General features: G+C 73.5%; 12 protein-coding genes and 1 pseudogene. 6 read left to right on the forward strand and 7 right to left on the reverse strand.

Annotation, left to right across the window (positions count from 1 at the left end):
* Window positions 1-115 precede the first annotated feature (115 nt).
* Both ACWDVG_RS19930 and ACWDVG_RS19935 read right to left on the reverse strand, forming a co-directional pair.
* The gene (locus ACWDVG_RS19930) at window positions 116-1795 is read right to left on the reverse strand and encodes a (2,3-dihydroxybenzoyl)adenylate synthase (protein WP_451700596.1); all 1680 of its coding nucleotides are present in this window, start codon (window positions 1793-1795) and stop codon (window positions 116-118) included.
* Between the two features lie 91 nt (window positions 1796-1886).
* Window positions 1887-2972, reverse strand: a complete 1086-nt coding sequence (locus ACWDVG_RS19935; RefSeq protein WP_451700597.1) for a ketoacyl-ACP synthase III family protein — start codon at window positions 2970-2972, stop codon at window positions 1887-1889.
* A 319-nt stretch (window positions 2973-3291) separates the two neighbouring features.
* Between ACWDVG_RS19935 and ACWDVG_RS19940 the strand changes: the two genes are divergently transcribed.
* Window positions 3292-4596 carry a phenylacetate--CoA ligase family protein gene (locus ACWDVG_RS19940; protein WP_451700598.1) on the forward strand — a complete coding sequence of 435 codons (1305 nt, stop codon included), beginning with the start codon at window positions 3292-3294 and terminating at the stop codon, window positions 4594-4596.
* Between the two features lie 27 nt (window positions 4597-4623).
* Here the strand turns inward: ACWDVG_RS19940 and ACWDVG_RS19945 are convergent, their stop codons facing one another.
* On the reverse strand, window positions 4624-5352 hold the full coding sequence (locus tag ACWDVG_RS19945) for a TetR/AcrR family transcriptional regulator (protein WP_451700599.1): 729 nt from the start codon (window positions 5350-5352) through the stop codon (window positions 4624-4626).
* 200 nt (window positions 5353-5552) lie between these two features.
* Between ACWDVG_RS19945 and ACWDVG_RS19950 the strand changes: the two genes are divergently transcribed.
* Both ACWDVG_RS19950 and ACWDVG_RS19955 read left to right on the forward strand, forming a co-directional pair.
* Window positions 5553-7403, forward strand: coding sequence for an ABC transporter ATP-binding protein (locus tag ACWDVG_RS19950; protein WP_451700600.1), 1851 nt, complete (start codon window positions 5553-5555; stop codon window positions 7401-7403).
* Window positions 7400-9142, forward strand: coding sequence for an ABC transporter ATP-binding protein (locus ACWDVG_RS19955; protein WP_451700601.1), 1743 nt, complete (start codon window positions 7400-7402; stop codon window positions 9140-9142). The genes ACWDVG_RS19950 and ACWDVG_RS19955 overlap by 4 nt, the downstream gene beginning before the upstream one ends.
* A 148-nt stretch (window positions 9143-9290) precedes the next feature.
* On the opposite strand, the gene ACWDVG_RS19960 is transcribed toward ACWDVG_RS19955, so the two are convergent.
* Both ACWDVG_RS19960 and ACWDVG_RS19965 read right to left on the reverse strand, forming a co-directional pair.
* Window positions 9291-9497, reverse strand: coding sequence for a tautomerase family protein (locus ACWDVG_RS19960; RefSeq protein WP_451700602.1), 207 nt, complete (start codon window positions 9495-9497; stop codon window positions 9291-9293).
* A 19-nt stretch (window positions 9498-9516) separates the two neighbouring features.
* Window positions 9517-10800: a DegT/DnrJ/EryC1/StrS family aminotransferase gene (locus ACWDVG_RS19965; RefSeq protein ID WP_451700603.1), complete on the reverse strand. Its 1284-nt coding sequence runs from the start codon at window positions 10798-10800 to the stop codon at window positions 9517-9519.
* Between the two features lie 228 nt (window positions 10801-11028).
* Between ACWDVG_RS19965 and ACWDVG_RS19970 the strand changes: the two genes are divergently transcribed.
* A complete protein-coding gene (locus ACWDVG_RS19970; RefSeq protein WP_451700604.1) occupies window positions 11029-12102 on the forward strand; it encodes an LLM class flavin-dependent oxidoreductase in 1074 nt (357 codons plus the stop codon).
* 75 nt (window positions 12103-12177) lie between these two features.
* Here ACWDVG_RS19970 and ACWDVG_RS19975 read toward each other — a convergent pair whose 3' ends face one another.
* Window positions 12178-13149, reverse strand: coding sequence for an AfsR/SARP family transcriptional regulator (locus ACWDVG_RS19975; RefSeq protein ID WP_451700605.1), 972 nt, complete (start codon window positions 13147-13149; stop codon window positions 12178-12180).
* A 258-nt stretch (window positions 13150-13407) separates the two neighbouring features.
* On the opposite strand from ACWDVG_RS19975, the gene solA reads away from it, so the two are divergent.
* Window positions 13408-14550, forward strand: a complete 1143-nt coding sequence (gene solA / locus ACWDVG_RS19980) for an N-methyl-L-tryptophan oxidase (RefSeq protein ID WP_451700606.1) — start codon at window positions 13408-13410, stop codon at window positions 14548-14550.
* Window positions 14551-14597: 47 nt separating this feature from the next.
* Window positions 14598-15134, forward strand: coding sequence for a flavin reductase family protein (locus ACWDVG_RS19985; protein ID WP_451700607.1), 537 nt, complete (start codon window positions 14598-14600; stop codon window positions 15132-15134).
* A gap of 85 nt (window positions 15135-15219) precedes the next feature.
* Here ACWDVG_RS19985 and ACWDVG_RS19990 read toward each other — a convergent pair.
* Window positions 15220-15429 (reverse strand): annotated as a pseudogene (locus ACWDVG_RS19990) (2-oxoacid:ferredoxin oxidoreductase subunit beta); the annotation flags it as partial.

The raw sequence follows: 15429 nt of genomic DNA on the forward strand, positions 1-15429 counted from the left end.
TCGGAGTCCTCGTCTCTGCGGATGCGGGGAGGGGGGTACGGGCGGCGGCGGCACGCGGGCCGGTCGACCGGTGCCGGCACGCGGACCGGCCGGCCGGCGGCGGGGCCCGGCCGGGTCAGGCGTCGGCGCGCGTCGGGATGAAGGCGCCGGTCTCGGGCAGGGACTCGCCGCGGGCGAGGGCGCCCAGCGCCTTCTTGTCGATCTTGCCGAGCCCGGTGAGCGGCATCTCCTCGATGTAGACGACCCGGTCGGGCAGCTTGAACTCGGCGAGCCCGCGCTCCAGGAGCGCCTTCTTCAGGTCGGGCAGCGTCGGCTGCTCGGCCCCCTCCTCGGTGACGAGGTAGGCGCAGGTCCGCTCCCCGAGGAACTGGTCCGGCACCGGCACGACCGCGGCGACCGCGACGGCCGGGTGGGCGAGGAGGTGGCCCTCGACCTCGGCCGCGGAGACCTTGTCGCCGCCCCGGATGACGACGTCCTTGATGCGGCCCTCGATGACGAGGTCGCCGTTCTCGGTGAGCCGGGCGAGGTCGCCGCTGCGGTAGAAGCCGTCGGCGGTGAAGGCCTTCGCGTTGTGCTCGGGGGCCCGGTAGTAGCCCTGGAGGGTGTACGGCCCGCGGGCGAGGAGTTCGCCGACGCCGCCGGCCGGGAGGTCCTCGTCGTTCTCGTCGACGATGCGGATCTCGTCGGCCGGCGAGATGGCCCGGCCCTGGGTGGTGAGGACGGTCTCGGCGGGGTCGCCGTCCCGGGTGAAGGTGAGCAGGCCCTCCGCCATGCCGAAGACCTGCTGGAGGCGGCAGCCGAGGACCGGCTCGACGCGCTCGGCGATCTCCGGGTAGAGCTTGGCGCTGCCGACCTGGAGGACGCGCAGGCTGGTCAGGTCGTCGTCGAGCCACTCGGCGCCCTCCAGCCACAGCTGGAGCACGCTCGGGACGACGGAGGTGACGGTGACCTTCTCCCGCGCGATGACGGGGAAGCAGTGCTCGGGCGTCGGGTCGTCGGCGAAGACGACGGTGCCGCCGACCCGGAGGGTGCCCACGACACCGGGGCAGCCCCAGGTGAAGTTGAACTCGACGGGGAGCGTGGCCAGGTAGACGTCGCGGTCGCCGAGCCCGGAGGCCTCGGCGGCGGCCCGTACCTGGTACGTGTAGTCGTCGTGGGTGCGCGGGATCAGCTTGGGCAGGGCGGTGGTGCCGCCCGAGAGCAGGAAGAACGCCGCGTCGGAGGGGTCCGGTACGGGGAAGGCGGGGCCCTCGTCGGGGTCGGCGTCGACCTCGGAGAGCGGCACGACGGGCGTGGCGCCCTCGGCGTCCTTGCTGTCCTCGCCGTGGACGAAGAGCGTGCGCAGGGTGGGGACCTCGTCGTGGACGCGGCGGGCGAGCGCCGGGTGGTCGAAGCCGCGGAGCAGACCGGGGAAGACGTATCCGGTCGCGCCCGACAGCTCGCAGAGGTGGCGGATCTCGCTGTGGCGGTGGGCGGGGAGGGCGAACACGGGCTTCGCCCCGACCAGGAAGAGCGCGAAGCAGACCTCGACGAACTCGGGGCAGTTGGGCAGCTGGACGACCACCCGGTCGCCCTGCTCGATGCCGTGCTGCCGGAAACCGGCCGCGATGCGGCGCGCCCGGTCCTCCAGGCCCGCGTAGCTGATCCGTCGGCCGCCGCCCACCAGAGCGGTCTTCGGACCGTGGACGCGGGCCGCGTCGGACAGGAGCCGTACGAGGCTCTCGCCGCGCCAGAGTCCTTCGCGGCGGTAGCGCTCCGCCCGGTCCGCGGGCCAGGGAGTGCAGCCTTCCAGCATGATGTCTCCTCGGTGCTGTGTACGTGGGGGTCGGTCGCCGGGCGTCGGCTCGGGAGGTGGTCGGGGCCCGGAGGGGCGCGGGGCGGGACCGTCAGGCGGCGGGCGTGTGCTCCGGGCCGGTCGTGTGCTCCTGGGCGGTCGTGTGCTCGGGGGCGGGGGCCGCGGTGATCTCCAGGACGGCGCACCCGGCCTCCATGCCGGTGGCGGCGCCGACGAGGAGGACGTGGTCGCCGGGGACGACCTCGCCGGAGAGCCAGAGCCGCTCCAGGCCGATGACGAAGTCGCTGACGCCGGTGTGGCCGATGCGGCGGACGATGTCCCAGATGCCGCGCTCGGGCGTGATGCCGAGGGGCTCCAGGAACATGGCCTGGAGCGGGTCGAGGTGGAAGCCGACGTGGCAGACCCGCTTGACCTGGTCCATCGTCAGGCCGGCCTCCTTGAGGGTGCGCTCGGCGACGTCCGCGACCTGGTCGCCGAAGTGGCCGACGGGCGGCTTCACGCCGTTCGCCCACTGCTTGCGCCAGTACTGGATGCGGGAGTCGAAGTCGAGCGGGATGCCCTCCGTGATGCTCGGCGGGAGCAGCTTCTCGCCGCCGCGGTGGAGGGCCTCCATGCGCGGGTCGGAGAGCGAGCCGACGGCGAGGACCCGGGCGAAGCCGGGGCGGCGCGAGACGACGAGCGAGGCGCCGGCGTCGGCGAAGAGGAACAGCTTGGAGGCGGTCCAGCGGTTCACCATCGGGGTGGAGAAGTTGTCTCCGGTGGTGAGGAGGACGGCGTCCTTCTCGGGGCAGGCCGTCAGCCGGTGCGCGGCCGCCTCCAGGGAGGCCAGCATGCCGAGGCAGCCCTGGCGCAGTTCGAGGGCGGGGACGGGCCGGTCGAGCGTGTTGAGCAGGACGTAGTGGGGGGACGACCAGCCGTCGGGGCCCTGGTGGTAGGTGTTGCTGTGCAGCAGCGCGGCGAAGTCGTCGGGCGTGTGTCCGGAGCGGGCGAGGGCGGTCTTCGCCGCCCGGATCGCCATGTCGGGGGCGGAGACGGTGTCCTCCACCGCGATGGACTCGATTCCGGACGCCTCGCACTCGGCGGCGTCGTACCAGCCGGCTTCGACCGCCCGCCGGGTGGGAACCAGTTCGGGGACGTAGGTCCCCACACCTGCCAGATGAATGTTCTCGAGCTTCACCCTCGGCCTCTTTCGTCTCCGCAGTGCGCGTGTCGTCGGCTCTCGTGTCGTGACCGCTGATCAGCCCAACACGGGCGCTCGGGGCGCTTCGTGAGTAGGCGTCACTCACGTTGGGGCCGGGCGGGGCGCGGGGCGGCGGCGTTTCCTCCCGGCGGCCGCGTGCCCGGGGCTCCGGCGGGCGGCCACGGGCGGCGCCGGGCCGGGCGTGCTGAGTGGTGGGTACTCAGGCCGTCCCGATGGCCCCGCTGCTGTGCTGGCGCGCGGTGGCCGCGGTCCACACGGAGGGCCGCGGGGCGATCCGGAGGAGACGAGAGCTGTGGTGGAACGACGGCCCGCGATGGGCGACTGGACGAGCCTCGACGAACTGCGGGCGCTGCAGCACCGCCGGCTGGAGCCGCTGCTCGCGCGGGCCGGGCGCTCCCCGTTCTACCGGGCGCGGCACGCGGGCGGGGCGGCGCCGACGACCCGGAAGGACTTCTTCCTCCTGGAGCCGACCACCAAGGACGACCTGCGCGACGCCTACCCGTACGGCCTGCTGGCCGTGGACCGTTCGCTGCTCGCCACGTACCACGAGTCCAGCGGCACCTCGGGCCGGCCGACCGCCTCGTACTACACCGAGAACGACTGGGCCGACCTGGCCGAGCGGTACGCCCGCAAGTGGGTGGGCATCGAGGCCTCGGACACCTTCCTGGTCCGCACCCCCTACGCGCTGATGATCACCGGGCACCTGGCGCACGCGGCGGCCCGGTCGCGCGGGGCGACGGTCGTGCCGGGCGACAGCCGCTCGGCGGCCACGCCTCCCGCGCGGATCATCCGCGTCCTGCACGACCTGGACGTGACCCTGACCTGGTCCAATCCGACCGAGACGCTGCTGTGGGCGGCGGCCGCGCGGGCCGCGGGGCGGGCGCCTGAGAAGGACTTCCCGGCGCTGCGGGCGCTGTTCGTCGGCGGCGAGCCGCTCAGTCCGGCCCGCCGGGACCGGATCAGCGAGATCTGGAACGTGCCGGTGGTGGAGGAGTACGGCTCGACGGAGACGGGCACCCTGGCCGGGCAGTGCCCGGAGGGGCAGCTGCACCTGTGGGCCGACCGCGCCCTGTTCGAGGTGCTGGATCCGGCCACCGGGACGCTGTCCGAGGAGGGCCGCGGCCGGCTCGTCGTCACGCCCCTGTACCGGGAGGCGATGCCGCTGCTGCGGTACAACCTGGACGACGACGTGCGGATCTCCTGGCCGGACTGCGCCTGCGGATGGCGGCTGCCGGTCGTGCAGGTCTACGGGCGCTCCGGTTTCGCCCACCGGGTGGGCGGGGGCACGGTGGACCAGCACCGTCTGGAGGAGCTGGTCTTCGGGCTGCCCGCGCGCGACGAGGTCGTCTTCTGGCGGGCGAGGGCCGAGCGGGACCTGCTGCGGGTGGAGCTGGAGGCGGCCGAGGGGCGCGGTCCGGCGGCGGTGGAGGCGCTGACGGCGGCGATCCGGGCCACGCTCGGGGTGCCGTGCGAGGTGACGGCGGGCCCGCCCGGGACGCTGGTGCCGCTGTCGGCGCTGACGGCGGACCCCGACGTGCTGAAGCCGCGGGGCCTGTTCGGCCCGGACGAGGACTGGGACCGCGCGCTGCTCTACTACTGAGGCCGCGGCTCCCTTCCCGCGTACGGCTTACAGCGGGGTGGCGGCCGCCGCGCCGTCGGCCAGCATCACGGCGATGCCGTCGAGGGCCCGTTCCACGGTGTACGCGTAGAACTCGGCCTCCAGGGCGCGGATGGCCTCCGGGTCGTCGGCGCCCTTGCCGACGACGGCCTCGCCGACCACGGCGAGGCCGGGGTGCTCGGCGTCGCCCCGGTGCGAGGAGAGGATTCCGGCCAGCCGGGCGCGGGCGTCGGGCAGGTGCTCGGCGCGGTCGTCCTCGACGGCGACGAGCATGAAGGCGCTGTTGGTGAGGTAGCGGTACGCCGCCGTGGCGCCGTCGCCGAACCCGGCGCGCCGGAGCACCAGGATGCCGCGGTCCATCAGCTGCAGGGCGGAGGGCATGGTGGGGCCGGTGCGCACCAGTCGGCGGGCCACGCCGGGATAGCCGAGGAGCACGCGGCGGCCGCCGATGAGCAGGGCCTCGAACCAGGCGCGCCACGGAAGGTCCGCGTCGGGCAGCGGCATCTGGCCGACGACGTGGTCGGCGACGGCGTCGGCGACGGCCTCCCGGTCACCGACGTGGTGGTAGATGACCCGGGGCCAGACCTCGAGTTCGGCGGCGAGCTGCCGGGTGGACCAGGCGTCCAGGCCGTGGGACGCGGTGAGTCGCACAGCGGCTTCGACGATCTTCCTCGCCGTCACCGGCGGCCGGTCCGCCGCCTTTCCCGAGCGCGTTCTGGGAGCGGTTGTTCCGGTCATACCAGGAACTGTAATGGACCTCCCCGTCATGACCGACCTCCCGTGGAACAGCTGACGAACAGCTGACGTCGCGCTCTCCGGGACGGTTTCCCGGCTTGACCCGCGCCGACCCCCACAACGTATAGTACTGCTATCCATTACCCACTGGGTAAGAACCCCGATCTGGGTCTATGGCAGATCTATGTCAACGGAGGAAGACGATGTCCGCGGATCCGGAACCCGCCGCGCTCGGCTCGTTACTGCAGCCCGTCAAGGGGCGGCTGATTCTGGCGTGCGTCTGCCAGGCGCTCGCCTCCCTGCTCGGCATCGTCCCCTTCGTCGCGGTCGCGGAGCTGGGACGGGAACTGCTGGCCGCCGGTCCGGTCGACGAGGACCGGGCCTGGGCGATCGCGGCCGTGGCCGCCGGAGCCCTGCTCGCCCGCATGCTCCTGCTGCTGGCCGCCAACACCGTCAGCCACTTCGCGGAGAACGACCTCCAGTACACGATCCGGCGCCGGCTCGTGGAGCGGCTGGGGCGGGTGCCGCTCGGCTGGTTCTCCGGCCGCAACTCGGCGTCCGTGAAGAAGACCGTGCAGGACGACGTCAACGCGATGCACCACCTGGTCGCCCACTCCCTGCGCGAACTGACCGCCGCCGTGATCGTCCCGGTCGCCACGCTGGTCTACCTCTTCACGGTCGAGTGGCGGCTCGCCCTGGTCACGATGGTCCCGCTGCTGCTCGGCCTCGCGCTCTTCGGCCGCACCGGAAACGCCTTCAAGGAGAACCTGCCCGCGCTCGACGCGGCGATGGGCGCCATCAACGGCGCGGCCGTGGAGTTCGTCCACGGCATCGCCGTCGTCAAGACCTTCGGCCAGGCCCGGCGCGCCCACCGCAGGTTCACCGAGGCCGCCGACCGCTTCGCCGACTTCTTCCGCGGCTGGGTCGGCTCGCTGGTGCGGCCCCGCGCGCTGTCGGAGATCGTGCTCTCCCCGACGCTCATGCTCTTCACCGTCATGGCGGGCGGCGCGCTGTTCGTGACGAACGGTTCGATGGCCGCCGTCGACGTGCTGCCCTTCGCCCTGCTCGGCGTCGGCATCACCACCCCCGTCCTCACCATCAGCTACGCGGAGGAGGAGGTCCGCGCCGCCACGGCGGCCGCCGGCCGCGTCCAGGCCGTCCTCACCGCCCCCGAACTCCCGCTCCCCGCGGTGCCCGGCACGCCCGGCCCCGGAGCCGTCACCTTCGAGGACGTCGACTTCTCGTACGACGGCGAGCACCAGGTCCTGCGCGGCGTCGGCCTCACCCTCGCCCCCGGCACCACCACCGCCGTCGTCGGCCCCTCGGGCGCCGGCAAGAGCACCGTGGCCGCGCTGCTCCCCCGCTTCTGGGACCCGGAGTCGGGCGCCGTCCGGATCGGCGGCACCGACCTGCGCGAGATCTCCCCCGCCGACCTGTACGGGCACGTGTCCTTCGTCTTCCAGAAGGTGCAGCTGCTCCGCGACTCGGTCCGGGCGAACCTCGCCGTGGCACGGCCGGAGGCGACCGACGCCGAGCTCGTGGAGGCGGCCAGGCGCGCCCAGATCCACGACCGGATCATGGAACTGCCCCGCGGCTACGACTCGGTGGTCGGCGAGGACGCCCGCCTGTCGGGTGGCGAGGCCCAGCGCCTCTCCATCGCCCGCGCGCTGCTCGCCGACACCCCGGTCATCGTCCTCGACGAGGCGACCGCCTACGCCGACCCCGAGTCGGAGGCCGCCGTCCAGGACGCGCTCTCCGAACTGACCCGGGGCAGGACCCTCCTGGTCATCGCGCACCGGCTGGCGACCGTCAAGGACGTGGACCGGATCGTGGTGATGGCGGACGGGGCGGTCGTCGAGCAGGGCACCCACCCCGAACTGCTGGCCCGCGGCGGCCCCTACTCCCGCATGTGGGCCGCCCACCAGCGCGCCGAGGGCTGGCGTCCGGGCTCCGAGAACGCGGGGACGACGGACACGGGGTCCCCGGGCGCGGGGACGTCCGGCGCCGGATCCACCGCTCCGCTGAACACCGCCGCCCAGGAGGTCGTCCGATGATCCGTCAGCTGTTCTCCGTCGTCGGCGCCGACGAACGCCGGCTGCTCCGCACCGTCCTCGCCCTCCAGATCGCCGGAGCCGTGGTGCAGGCCACCGCCTTCGTGCTGCTCGTCCCGGTCCTGCGGCGGCTCCTCGGCGCCGACCCGGACGCGGCCTGGCCGTGGGTGTGGGCCCTCGGCGCGGTCTGCGCCGTGCAGGCCGTGCTGTACTTCCTCGGCGCCAAGAAGGGCTTCGAGGCCGGGGCCTCGCTCTCCCGCGACCTGCACCACCGGATCGGCGACCACGTCTCGAACCTGCCGCTCGGCTGGTTCGGACCGGCCCGCACCGGCGAGCTGAGCGCGCTCACGACCAGCACCGTCATGGCCATCATGCGCGTCCCCGGCTATCTGGTCAGGCCGCTGATCAACGGCCTCCTGACACCGGCCGTGGTGGTCCTCCTGATGTACCTGTTCGACTGGCGGATGGCCCTCGCCGCGACCGTCACCGTCCCCGTGATCGTCCTCGTCTACCGCTGGAGCAGCGGGCTGACGGTCAAGGCCGACGACCTGCGGCACGCGACGATGACCGAGGCCGCGGGACGGGTCATCGAGTACGCCGACATGCAGCCCGTCCTGCGTTCCTTCGGGCGCTCCGGCGGAGCGGTCAGCCGGCCGCTCGACGCCGCCCTCTCCGCCCAGCGGGAGGCCTCGCACAAGGTGATGACGGCGGGCGTGCCGGGCCAGGCGGCCTTCACGCTCGTGGTCCAGGCCGCGTTCACCACGGTCCTCGTGTACGGGACGTACCTGGCGCTCGGCGGCTCGCTCGACGTGCCGGAGCTGATGGCGCTGCTGGTGCTGGCGGCCCGGTTCGTGGAGCCGATGACGGAGGCGGCCAACCTCGGCGGGGCGCTGCGCCAGGCCCGTGCCTCGCTGGGCCGGGTGCAGGAGCTGCTCGCCCTCGAACCGCTGCGGGAGCCGGTCCGGCCGGCCGAGGCGCCGCGCCGCTCGGACATCGAGTTCGACCGGGTCACCTTCGGCTACGAGTCCCGCAAGGTCCTCGACGACGTGTCCTTCACCGTCCCGGAGCGGACGATGACGGCGCTGATCGGCCCCTCGGGCTCCGGCAAGACCACGGTCACCCGGCTGATCGCGCGGTTCTGGGACGTGGACGCGGGCACCGTCCGGGTCGGCGGCACCGACGTCCGGGACCTGGTGACGGAGGACCTGATGTCCCGGATCTCCGTGGTCTTCCAGGACGTCTACCTCTTCGAGGGGACGATCGAGGAGAACATCCGGGTCGGCCGCCCCGACGCGACCGACGCGGAGGTGCGCGACGCGGCGCGGCAGGCGCGCGTCGACGAGATCGTGCACCGGCTGCCGGACGGCTGGGGCACGCAGGTCGGCGAGGGCGGCGCGGCCCTCTCCGGCGGCGAGCGCCAGCGCATCTCGATCGCCCGCGCCATCCTGAAGGACGCGCCGGTGGTGCTCCTCGACGAGGCCACCGCCTCGCTCGACCCCGAGAACGAGCAGGCCGTGCAGGACGCCCTGACGGCCCTGACCGCCGACCGGACGCTCCTGGTGATCGCCCACCGGCTCCAGACCGTGATGGCCGCGGACCAGATCCTGGTGCTCGACGGCGGCGGCATCGTGCAGCGCGGCACGCACGCGGAACTGATCGGCGAGCCGGGGCGCTACGCGGACTTCTGGCGCGAGCGGGACCGGGCGCGCGGCTGGCGGCTCGCCGCTCCGACGGCCGGCTGAGCCCGGAGCCGTACAGCGGAGCCGCACACCGGACGCGTACGTACGAGAAAGGGGGCCTCCCGGCGACGGGAGGCCCCCTTTCGTGGGGCGTGGGGGGGTGTGGGGGCTCGGCGGGTGTGGGGGCCGGGGGCGCAGGGGCGCGGGGGGGTCAGTCGCGGGCGTGCGGCGGGCGGGTCCCGGGTTCGCCGGCGATGCCCCAGCGGGTGGCCGGCACCTCCTGGAGCACCACCCAGGTGGCGGCGCGGGCCTTCTCGCCGAAGACCTCGGTGACGGCGTCGGTCAGACGGGCGATCAGCTCGGTCTCGGTCGTGCCGTCGAGCCGACCCTCGTAGAGCTTGACCTCGATGAGGGGCATGGGGGCGGTTCCTTCCGTGTCAGACGCTGTGCGCGGGAGCGGGCGTGGGGGCGGATGCGGGCGCGGGGGCGGCGGCCGGGGTCGCCGCGTAGGCGGCGGTCAGCGCCTCGTCGAGGGCGGTCTCCAGGTGCGCCACCTGGGCGTCCGTGAGCCCGGGGTGGCAGGGCAGGTTGACGTGCGCGGTGAACCACAGCTCCTCCGCCACCGGGCAGTCCCCGAGGCCGTGGCCGCGGTCGCGCCACTCGGGCAGCAGGTGCAGCGGGAAGTAGCGCAGCTGCACCTCGACGCCGCGCTCGTCGAGGCCCCGGACCAGGCCCTCGCGGGTTCCGGGCGGGCCCTCGACGAAGCAGGTGTAGAGGTGCTGGGCGTGCTCGAGGCCGGCCCGGGGGCGGCCCACCCGGGCCCCGGGGTGGCGGTCGATCACCGCGTCGAGCCGGGCCGCGATGGACTGCCGCCGGGCCACCAGCTCGTCCAGCCGGTCCATCTGCATGAGGCCGACGGCGCAGGCCGCCTCGGAGAGGGTGGCGTTCGTGCCGGACCGGCGGACCCGCAGGCAGGCCTCCTGGTAGACGGTCGCGGAGTACTTCATCCAGGGCAGCAACCCCGGCTCCTGCATGGGCAGTTCGGAAGCCGGGACGAACACGCCGTCGACCTCGTTCGAGCGGAGCCGGTGGATGCGTTCCGCCCAGTCGTCCCGGTCGAAGGTGAGCATGCCGCCCTCGCCGAGGGTCGTGATGTTCTTCGAGGAGTGGAAGCTGAAGCAGCCGATGTCACCGAGGGACCCGGGGCGCCGGCCGTCGTAACGGGAGCCGAGCGCGTGCGCGCAGTCCTCGACCACGAGGATCCCGCGCTCGCGGGCCATCGTGAGGATCTCGTCCATCTCGGCGGGCCAGCCGCCGTAGTGCACGAGGAGGATGGCGCGGGTGCGGTCGGTGATGAGGTTCTTCAGCTCGCGCGGGTCCATGTTGAGCGAGTCGGGGTCGACGTCGCAGAAGAGCACCGTGGCCTGGTGGTCGAGGAGCGGCTGGACCGTCGCCTGGAAGGTCTGCGGGGTGACGATGACCTCGTCGCCCGGCGCCAGGTCCAGCAGGTGGATCGCCAGTTCCAGGGCGACCGTGCCACTGGTCACGGTCAGCGCGTGGCGGGATCCGACATGCTCGCTGAAGCGTTTCTCGAACCTCTCCCGCCACGACCCCATCGACAGCGTGTCGTCGGACTCGATGAGCCGCTCCAGAGCCCGCTTCTCCGCTCCGCCGAGGATGCTTCCACGGCTCGCGTACGGGACGGCGTAGGTTCCGTGCATAACGTACCCTCCGGCTGGAATAGTGGTGTCACTGCCCGCCGATCGAATTGCTGGGCATGCGCATCGTAGAGTGCGCTCCCGCAGCCGCACACGGTCGAATGCGCACACTGACAAGTAATTGACATGCTGACGGCCGGGACCGTTCTCCCTTGACACGATTGTTCGCGCGACGGAAATACTGGGGGCCGACCCCGAAACGAACCGATGAGCGCAGGGAGCACGGCAGAGATGAAATTCGGTGTGAACTTCTTCCCCGTCATCGACCCCGAGGTGAAGAGCGCGACCGCCTACTACGACGAGACGCTCCGCCTGGTCGAGCTCGCCGAGGCGCTCGGGTTCGAGCACGCGCAGACGGTGGAGCACTACTTCACGGGCTACGGCGGCTACAGCCCCGACCCCGTCACCCTGCTCACCGCGATGGCCGCCCGCACGAGCCGCATCCGGATCGCCACGGGCGCCGTGATCCCCGCGTTCACCCACCCGGTGAAGCTGGCCGGCAAGCTCGCCATGCTCGACCACCTCTCGCACGGGCGCCTCGACGTGGGCTTCGGCCGGGGCTTCCTGCCCTCGGAGTTCGAGGCCTTCCAGATCGACATGGACGAGAGCAGGGCCCGCTTCCAGGAAGGGGTGGAGGCCTGCCGGCGCCTGTGGTCGGAGGAGGACGTGGTCTTCGAGGGCCGCTTTCACCGCTTCGGCCCCGTCACCCTGCTGCCCCGCCCGTACCAGGCCCCGCACCCGCCGATCTTCATCGCGTCGGCGACCAGCAGCGAGTCGTGCGCGGCGGCCGGGACCGCCGGACACCACCTGCAGATCGTGCCGTCGGTGACGTCGGCGGAGCAGCTCGCGGCGATGCTGAAGCACTACCGGGCCGCCTGGGACGAGGCCGGTCACGACACCGCGGAGCGCCGCATCCAGATCAAGTACACCTGCTACCTCGGCGAGGACGCGGCCGAGGCGCTGCGCACGGCGGAGCGGTACGAGCGCTCCTACGTCGCGCACATGGCGAAGGCGGTGGCGCCGCTGGCGGAGGTCGGCTCGGCGGACTACCCCGGGTACGAGAAGTTCCTGGAAAAGGCGATGAACTACGACTTCGCCGCCTCCCTCGCCGCGAACAAGGTTTTCGCCGGAAATCCGGAGGACGTGCGGAAGCAGATCTCGTGGGTGCGGGACGAATTCGGCACGGATCTGACGATGAGCCTGCAGTTCAATCCGGGCGGGCTTTCCTTCGCCCACGCGGCGCGCGCGATGGACCTTTTCGCCGCCGAGGTGATGCCGGAATTCACGGACGATTCCGACCGCTGACCCGGTCCGCCCCGGACGGCGCCCTCCGTCCGGGGCGGTGCTCCTCGTGCCTCGCGTCTCGCGCCCGGGGCCGGCTCAGCCGGTGCGCGTCGCCGCGGAGAGGCCGGGGGCGGCGCCCCGGGGCGCCGGCGACCGCTCGACCAGGGAGACCAGCCGGGCCAGTTCCGTACGGAGCGTGTCCTGCTCCGTCGTCAGCCGGTCGACCTGGCGGCGCAGCCGCAGCAGCTCGCGGGTCTGCGCGGCGCCGTCCACCCCGCCGGTCTCGGCGTACGGCTGCTCGGCCGGAGGCACGGGAGGCGTTCGGGCCGCGGGGACGGCGGCCGGGACGCCGGCGACGGTCGGTGCGGGGAGGGTGGGGCCCGGCGCGCGGCGGTGGCCGGCGTCGCTCAGGGCCCGCGCCTCGTTCTGCCGGCCGGACCGCCGGAGCGCGAGGACCAGCAGCTCGCGGAAGCGTTCCCGCGACGGATGGGCGACGACCAGCTCCTGGAGCTCGCCGATCACCTGCCGGTGACGGCCGTCGCGCAGCGACGCGTCGTACAGGTCCTCCAGGACCAGCCGCCGCTCCTCCTCCAGCCGGGCGGCCACCGCGGCGCAGATCGGACCGTGCGTCCCGCCCGCGAGGGCCGGACCGCGCCACAGCCGCAGCGCCTCCCGCAGCAGGCGGCAGGCGACGCGCGGCTCCGCGTCCAGCCGGCGCCTGCCCCGCTCCGCGCGCAGCCGGAACTGCACGCTGTCGATCTCCTCGGGCCGCACCTGGAGCAGATAGCCCGCGCCGCGCGCCACGAGCCGGGGCGAGCTGGCCCGGGGCGGCTCCAGGTCGATCAACTGCTGGCGCAGCCGGGAGACATGGGCCTGAAGGGCGTTGGCGGCCTTGTCGGGAGCGTGGTCGCCCCACAGCTCGGTGATGAGGTCCTCGGTCGCCACCGGAGTCCCGCCCCGGACGAGGAGCGCGCCGAGCAGCAGGCGCTGCTTGGGGCTGGTCAGCCGGACCCGTCGCTGCCGGTCCCCGTCACAGATCTCGGGCGGGCCCAGTACGCGGAACTCCATTCCTACCTCCACCCGTCGTCGCGGTCGGCGCTGAGCCGCGGCTCCGAGGCCATCACGGCCCGCCCGCGGCCCGCATGAGTACCGCGCTACTCAGTCCCCGCCGGTACGCCCCCGGCCCGTGCCCGGCCGCGGCGGCGCCGCGCGCGTCGGCGGCCGGGCCCTCCGGGAGCAGGTGAGTGGCGGCTACTCACCTGCGCGCCGGGGCGCGCGTGATCTGGTGGCCGTCACGTACCGCGACAACAGGTGGGGAGACAAGGCATGGCTCGCTGGGATGCGGAAGTGGCCGTCGTCGGCCTCGGCGCGTGGGGGTCGGCGACGCTGTGGAGACTGGCGACGAGCGGCGTCGACGCGATCGGCTTCGACCGGTTCACCCCGGGGCACGCCCTGGGCTCCACCCACGGCGGGTCCCGGATGTTCCGGATCACCTGCCTGGAACACCCCGGGCTCGTACCGCTCGCGCGCCGCTCCCGCGAGCTGTGGTCCGAGCTGGAGGAGGGCGCGGGCGAGCAGCTGTTCTTCCCGACGGGCGGGCTCCTGATCGGCCCGAGGGACGGGCACATCGCGGGCGGCACCCTGCGCGCCTCGCACACCCACGACATCAGGGTCCGCACGCTCTCGTCCCGGGCCCTCGCCTTCCGCTACCCGCGCCACACCGCCGTGCCCGACCACCACATCGGCGTCTGGGAGCCGTCCGCCGGCATCATCCGCCCCGAGCGGTCCGTACGGGCCGCGATCCGCCTCGCCACGGACGCCGGGGCGCGGGTGTACGCGGACACCCGCGTCCTCGGGATCGAGCGGGTGCCGGGCGGGGTGCTGCTGCGCACCGCGCAGGGCGGCACCCGGGTGCGCCAGGTCGTGGTGACGGTCGGCTCCTGGCTCTCGACGCTCTACCCCGGGCTGCCCCTGGAGACGCTGCGGATGCCCATCACCTGGTTCCGGCCCCTGGAGGCCGACTCCGCCTTCGCCCTCGAACGCTTCCCGGTCTTCATGCGCGAGCTCGACGACGGCCGCGTGCTGTGGGGCAACGGCAGGGAGGGCGGCCACGACGTGAAACTCGGCCTTGAGGAGCGGGGCAAGGTGTCGAAGCCGATCGACCCGGACGACAGCGACCGGTCGGTCACCCCCGACGACTGGTCGGAGCTGGCCCAGCTGCTGCCCGCGAAGGTCCCCGGCCTCACGCCGCTGCCCGCGAAGGTCGCGGTGTGCATGCTGACCCGCACCCCCGACGGGCAGTTCGTCGTCGGCCGGCCCGGCGGCGACCCGCGGGTGATCGTGGCGGGCGGCGACAACGCCCACGGCTTCAAGCACGCCACCGGCATCGGCGAGGCCCTGACGCACCTGGTCAAGGGCGAACCGACCAGGATGGACCTGGAGTTCCTCTCGCCGGGCCGCTTCCGCTGACCGTCCCCGCCCCTCCCGATCCCCTCCCCGACGACGGAAGGCACCTGATGACGTCTCCCCCGGCCCAGTCCGTGGCACCGCTGGTGGACGCCCAGCGGTTCCGCGACGCGATGGCACAGCTGGCGGCGCCCCTCGCCGTCGTGACGACCGTGGACGAGCACGGCCGCCGATGGGGGTTCACCGCGAGCTCCGTCGTCTCGGTCTCGCTCGACCCGCCGCTGCTGCTCGTCGGACTCGCCCGTACGTCGAGCTGCCACCGGGCGCTGACCGAGTCCCAGGAGTTCGTGGTCAACGTGCTCGGCGCCCGGCACCGCGCGCTCGCCGGACGCTTCGCCACCCACGGCGTCGACCGCTTCGCCGAGGGCGGCTTCACCACCTGGCCGGGCACGGACCTGCCCTGCCTTCCCGACGCCCCGGCCGTGTTCCGCTGCGTGACCGGAGCAGCCCTGCCCGCGGGCGACCACGACCTGCTGCTCGGGGCGCTCCGCGACACCCGCATCGCCCCGCCCGCTGCCGATTCCGCCGACGCGGCCCTGCTCTGGTACGACCGGACCTTCTGCACCCTGCCGAGGCCCCGGCCGTAAGGCGGGTGCCGGAGCCCCGGCGCGTACGAGGAAGCCCGGTCCCCCGCGCGGGGGCCGGGCCTCGTCGTACGCGCCGGGGGGTTTGTCAGCCGATGACGGTCCAGGTGTCGTTGCCGGTGAGGAGTTGGGTGAGGTCGCCCTTGCCGTGGTGTTCGACGGCGGTGTCGAGCTGGTCGGCCATGAGGGTGTCGTAGACGGGGCGTTCGACGGAGCGCAGGACGCCGATGGGGGTGTGGTGGAGGGTGGTGGGGTCGGCGAGGCGGGAGAGGGCGAACGCGGTGGTGGGGGTGGCGGC

The sequence above is a fragment of the Streptomyces sp. NPDC003327 genome (assembly GCF_053589515.1).

Coding starts and splice junctions, on each gene's coding strand:
- ACWDVG_RS19930 (WP_451700596.1), bottom strand. CDS start 1,795: ATGCTGGAAGGCTGCACTCCCTGGCCCGCGGACCGGGCGGAGCGCTAC.
- ACWDVG_RS19945 (WP_451700599.1), bottom strand. CDS start 5,352: ATGACCGGAACAACCGCTCCCAGAACGCGCTCGGGAAAGGCGGCGGAC.
- ACWDVG_RS19950 (WP_451700600.1), top strand. CDS start 5,553: ATGTCCGCGGATCCGGAACCCGCCGCGCTCGGCTCGTTACTGCAGCCC.
- ACWDVG_RS19955 (WP_451700601.1), top strand. CDS start 7,400: ATGATCCGTCAGCTGTTCTCCGTCGTCGGCGCCGACGAACGCCGGCTG.
- ACWDVG_RS19960 (WP_451700602.1), bottom strand. CDS start 9,497: ATGCCCCTCATCGAGGTCAAGCTCTACGAGGGTCGGCTCGACGGCACG.
- ACWDVG_RS19965 (WP_451700603.1), bottom strand. CDS start 10,800: ATGCACGGAACCTACGCCGTCCCGTACGCGAGCCGTGGAAGCATCCTC.
- ACWDVG_RS19970 (WP_451700604.1), top strand. CDS start 11,029: ATGAAATTCGGTGTGAACTTCTTCCCCGTCATCGACCCCGAGGTGAAG.
- ACWDVG_RS19975 (WP_451700605.1), bottom strand. CDS start 13,149: ATGGAGTTCCGCGTACTGGGCCCGCCCGAGATCTGTGACGGGGACCGG.
- solA (WP_451700606.1), top strand. CDS start 13,408: ATGGCTCGCTGGGATGCGGAAGTGGCCGTCGTCGGCCTCGGCGCGTGG.
- ACWDVG_RS19985 (WP_451700607.1), top strand. CDS start 14,598: ATGACGTCTCCCCCGGCCCAGTCCGTGGCACCGCTGGTGGACGCCCAG.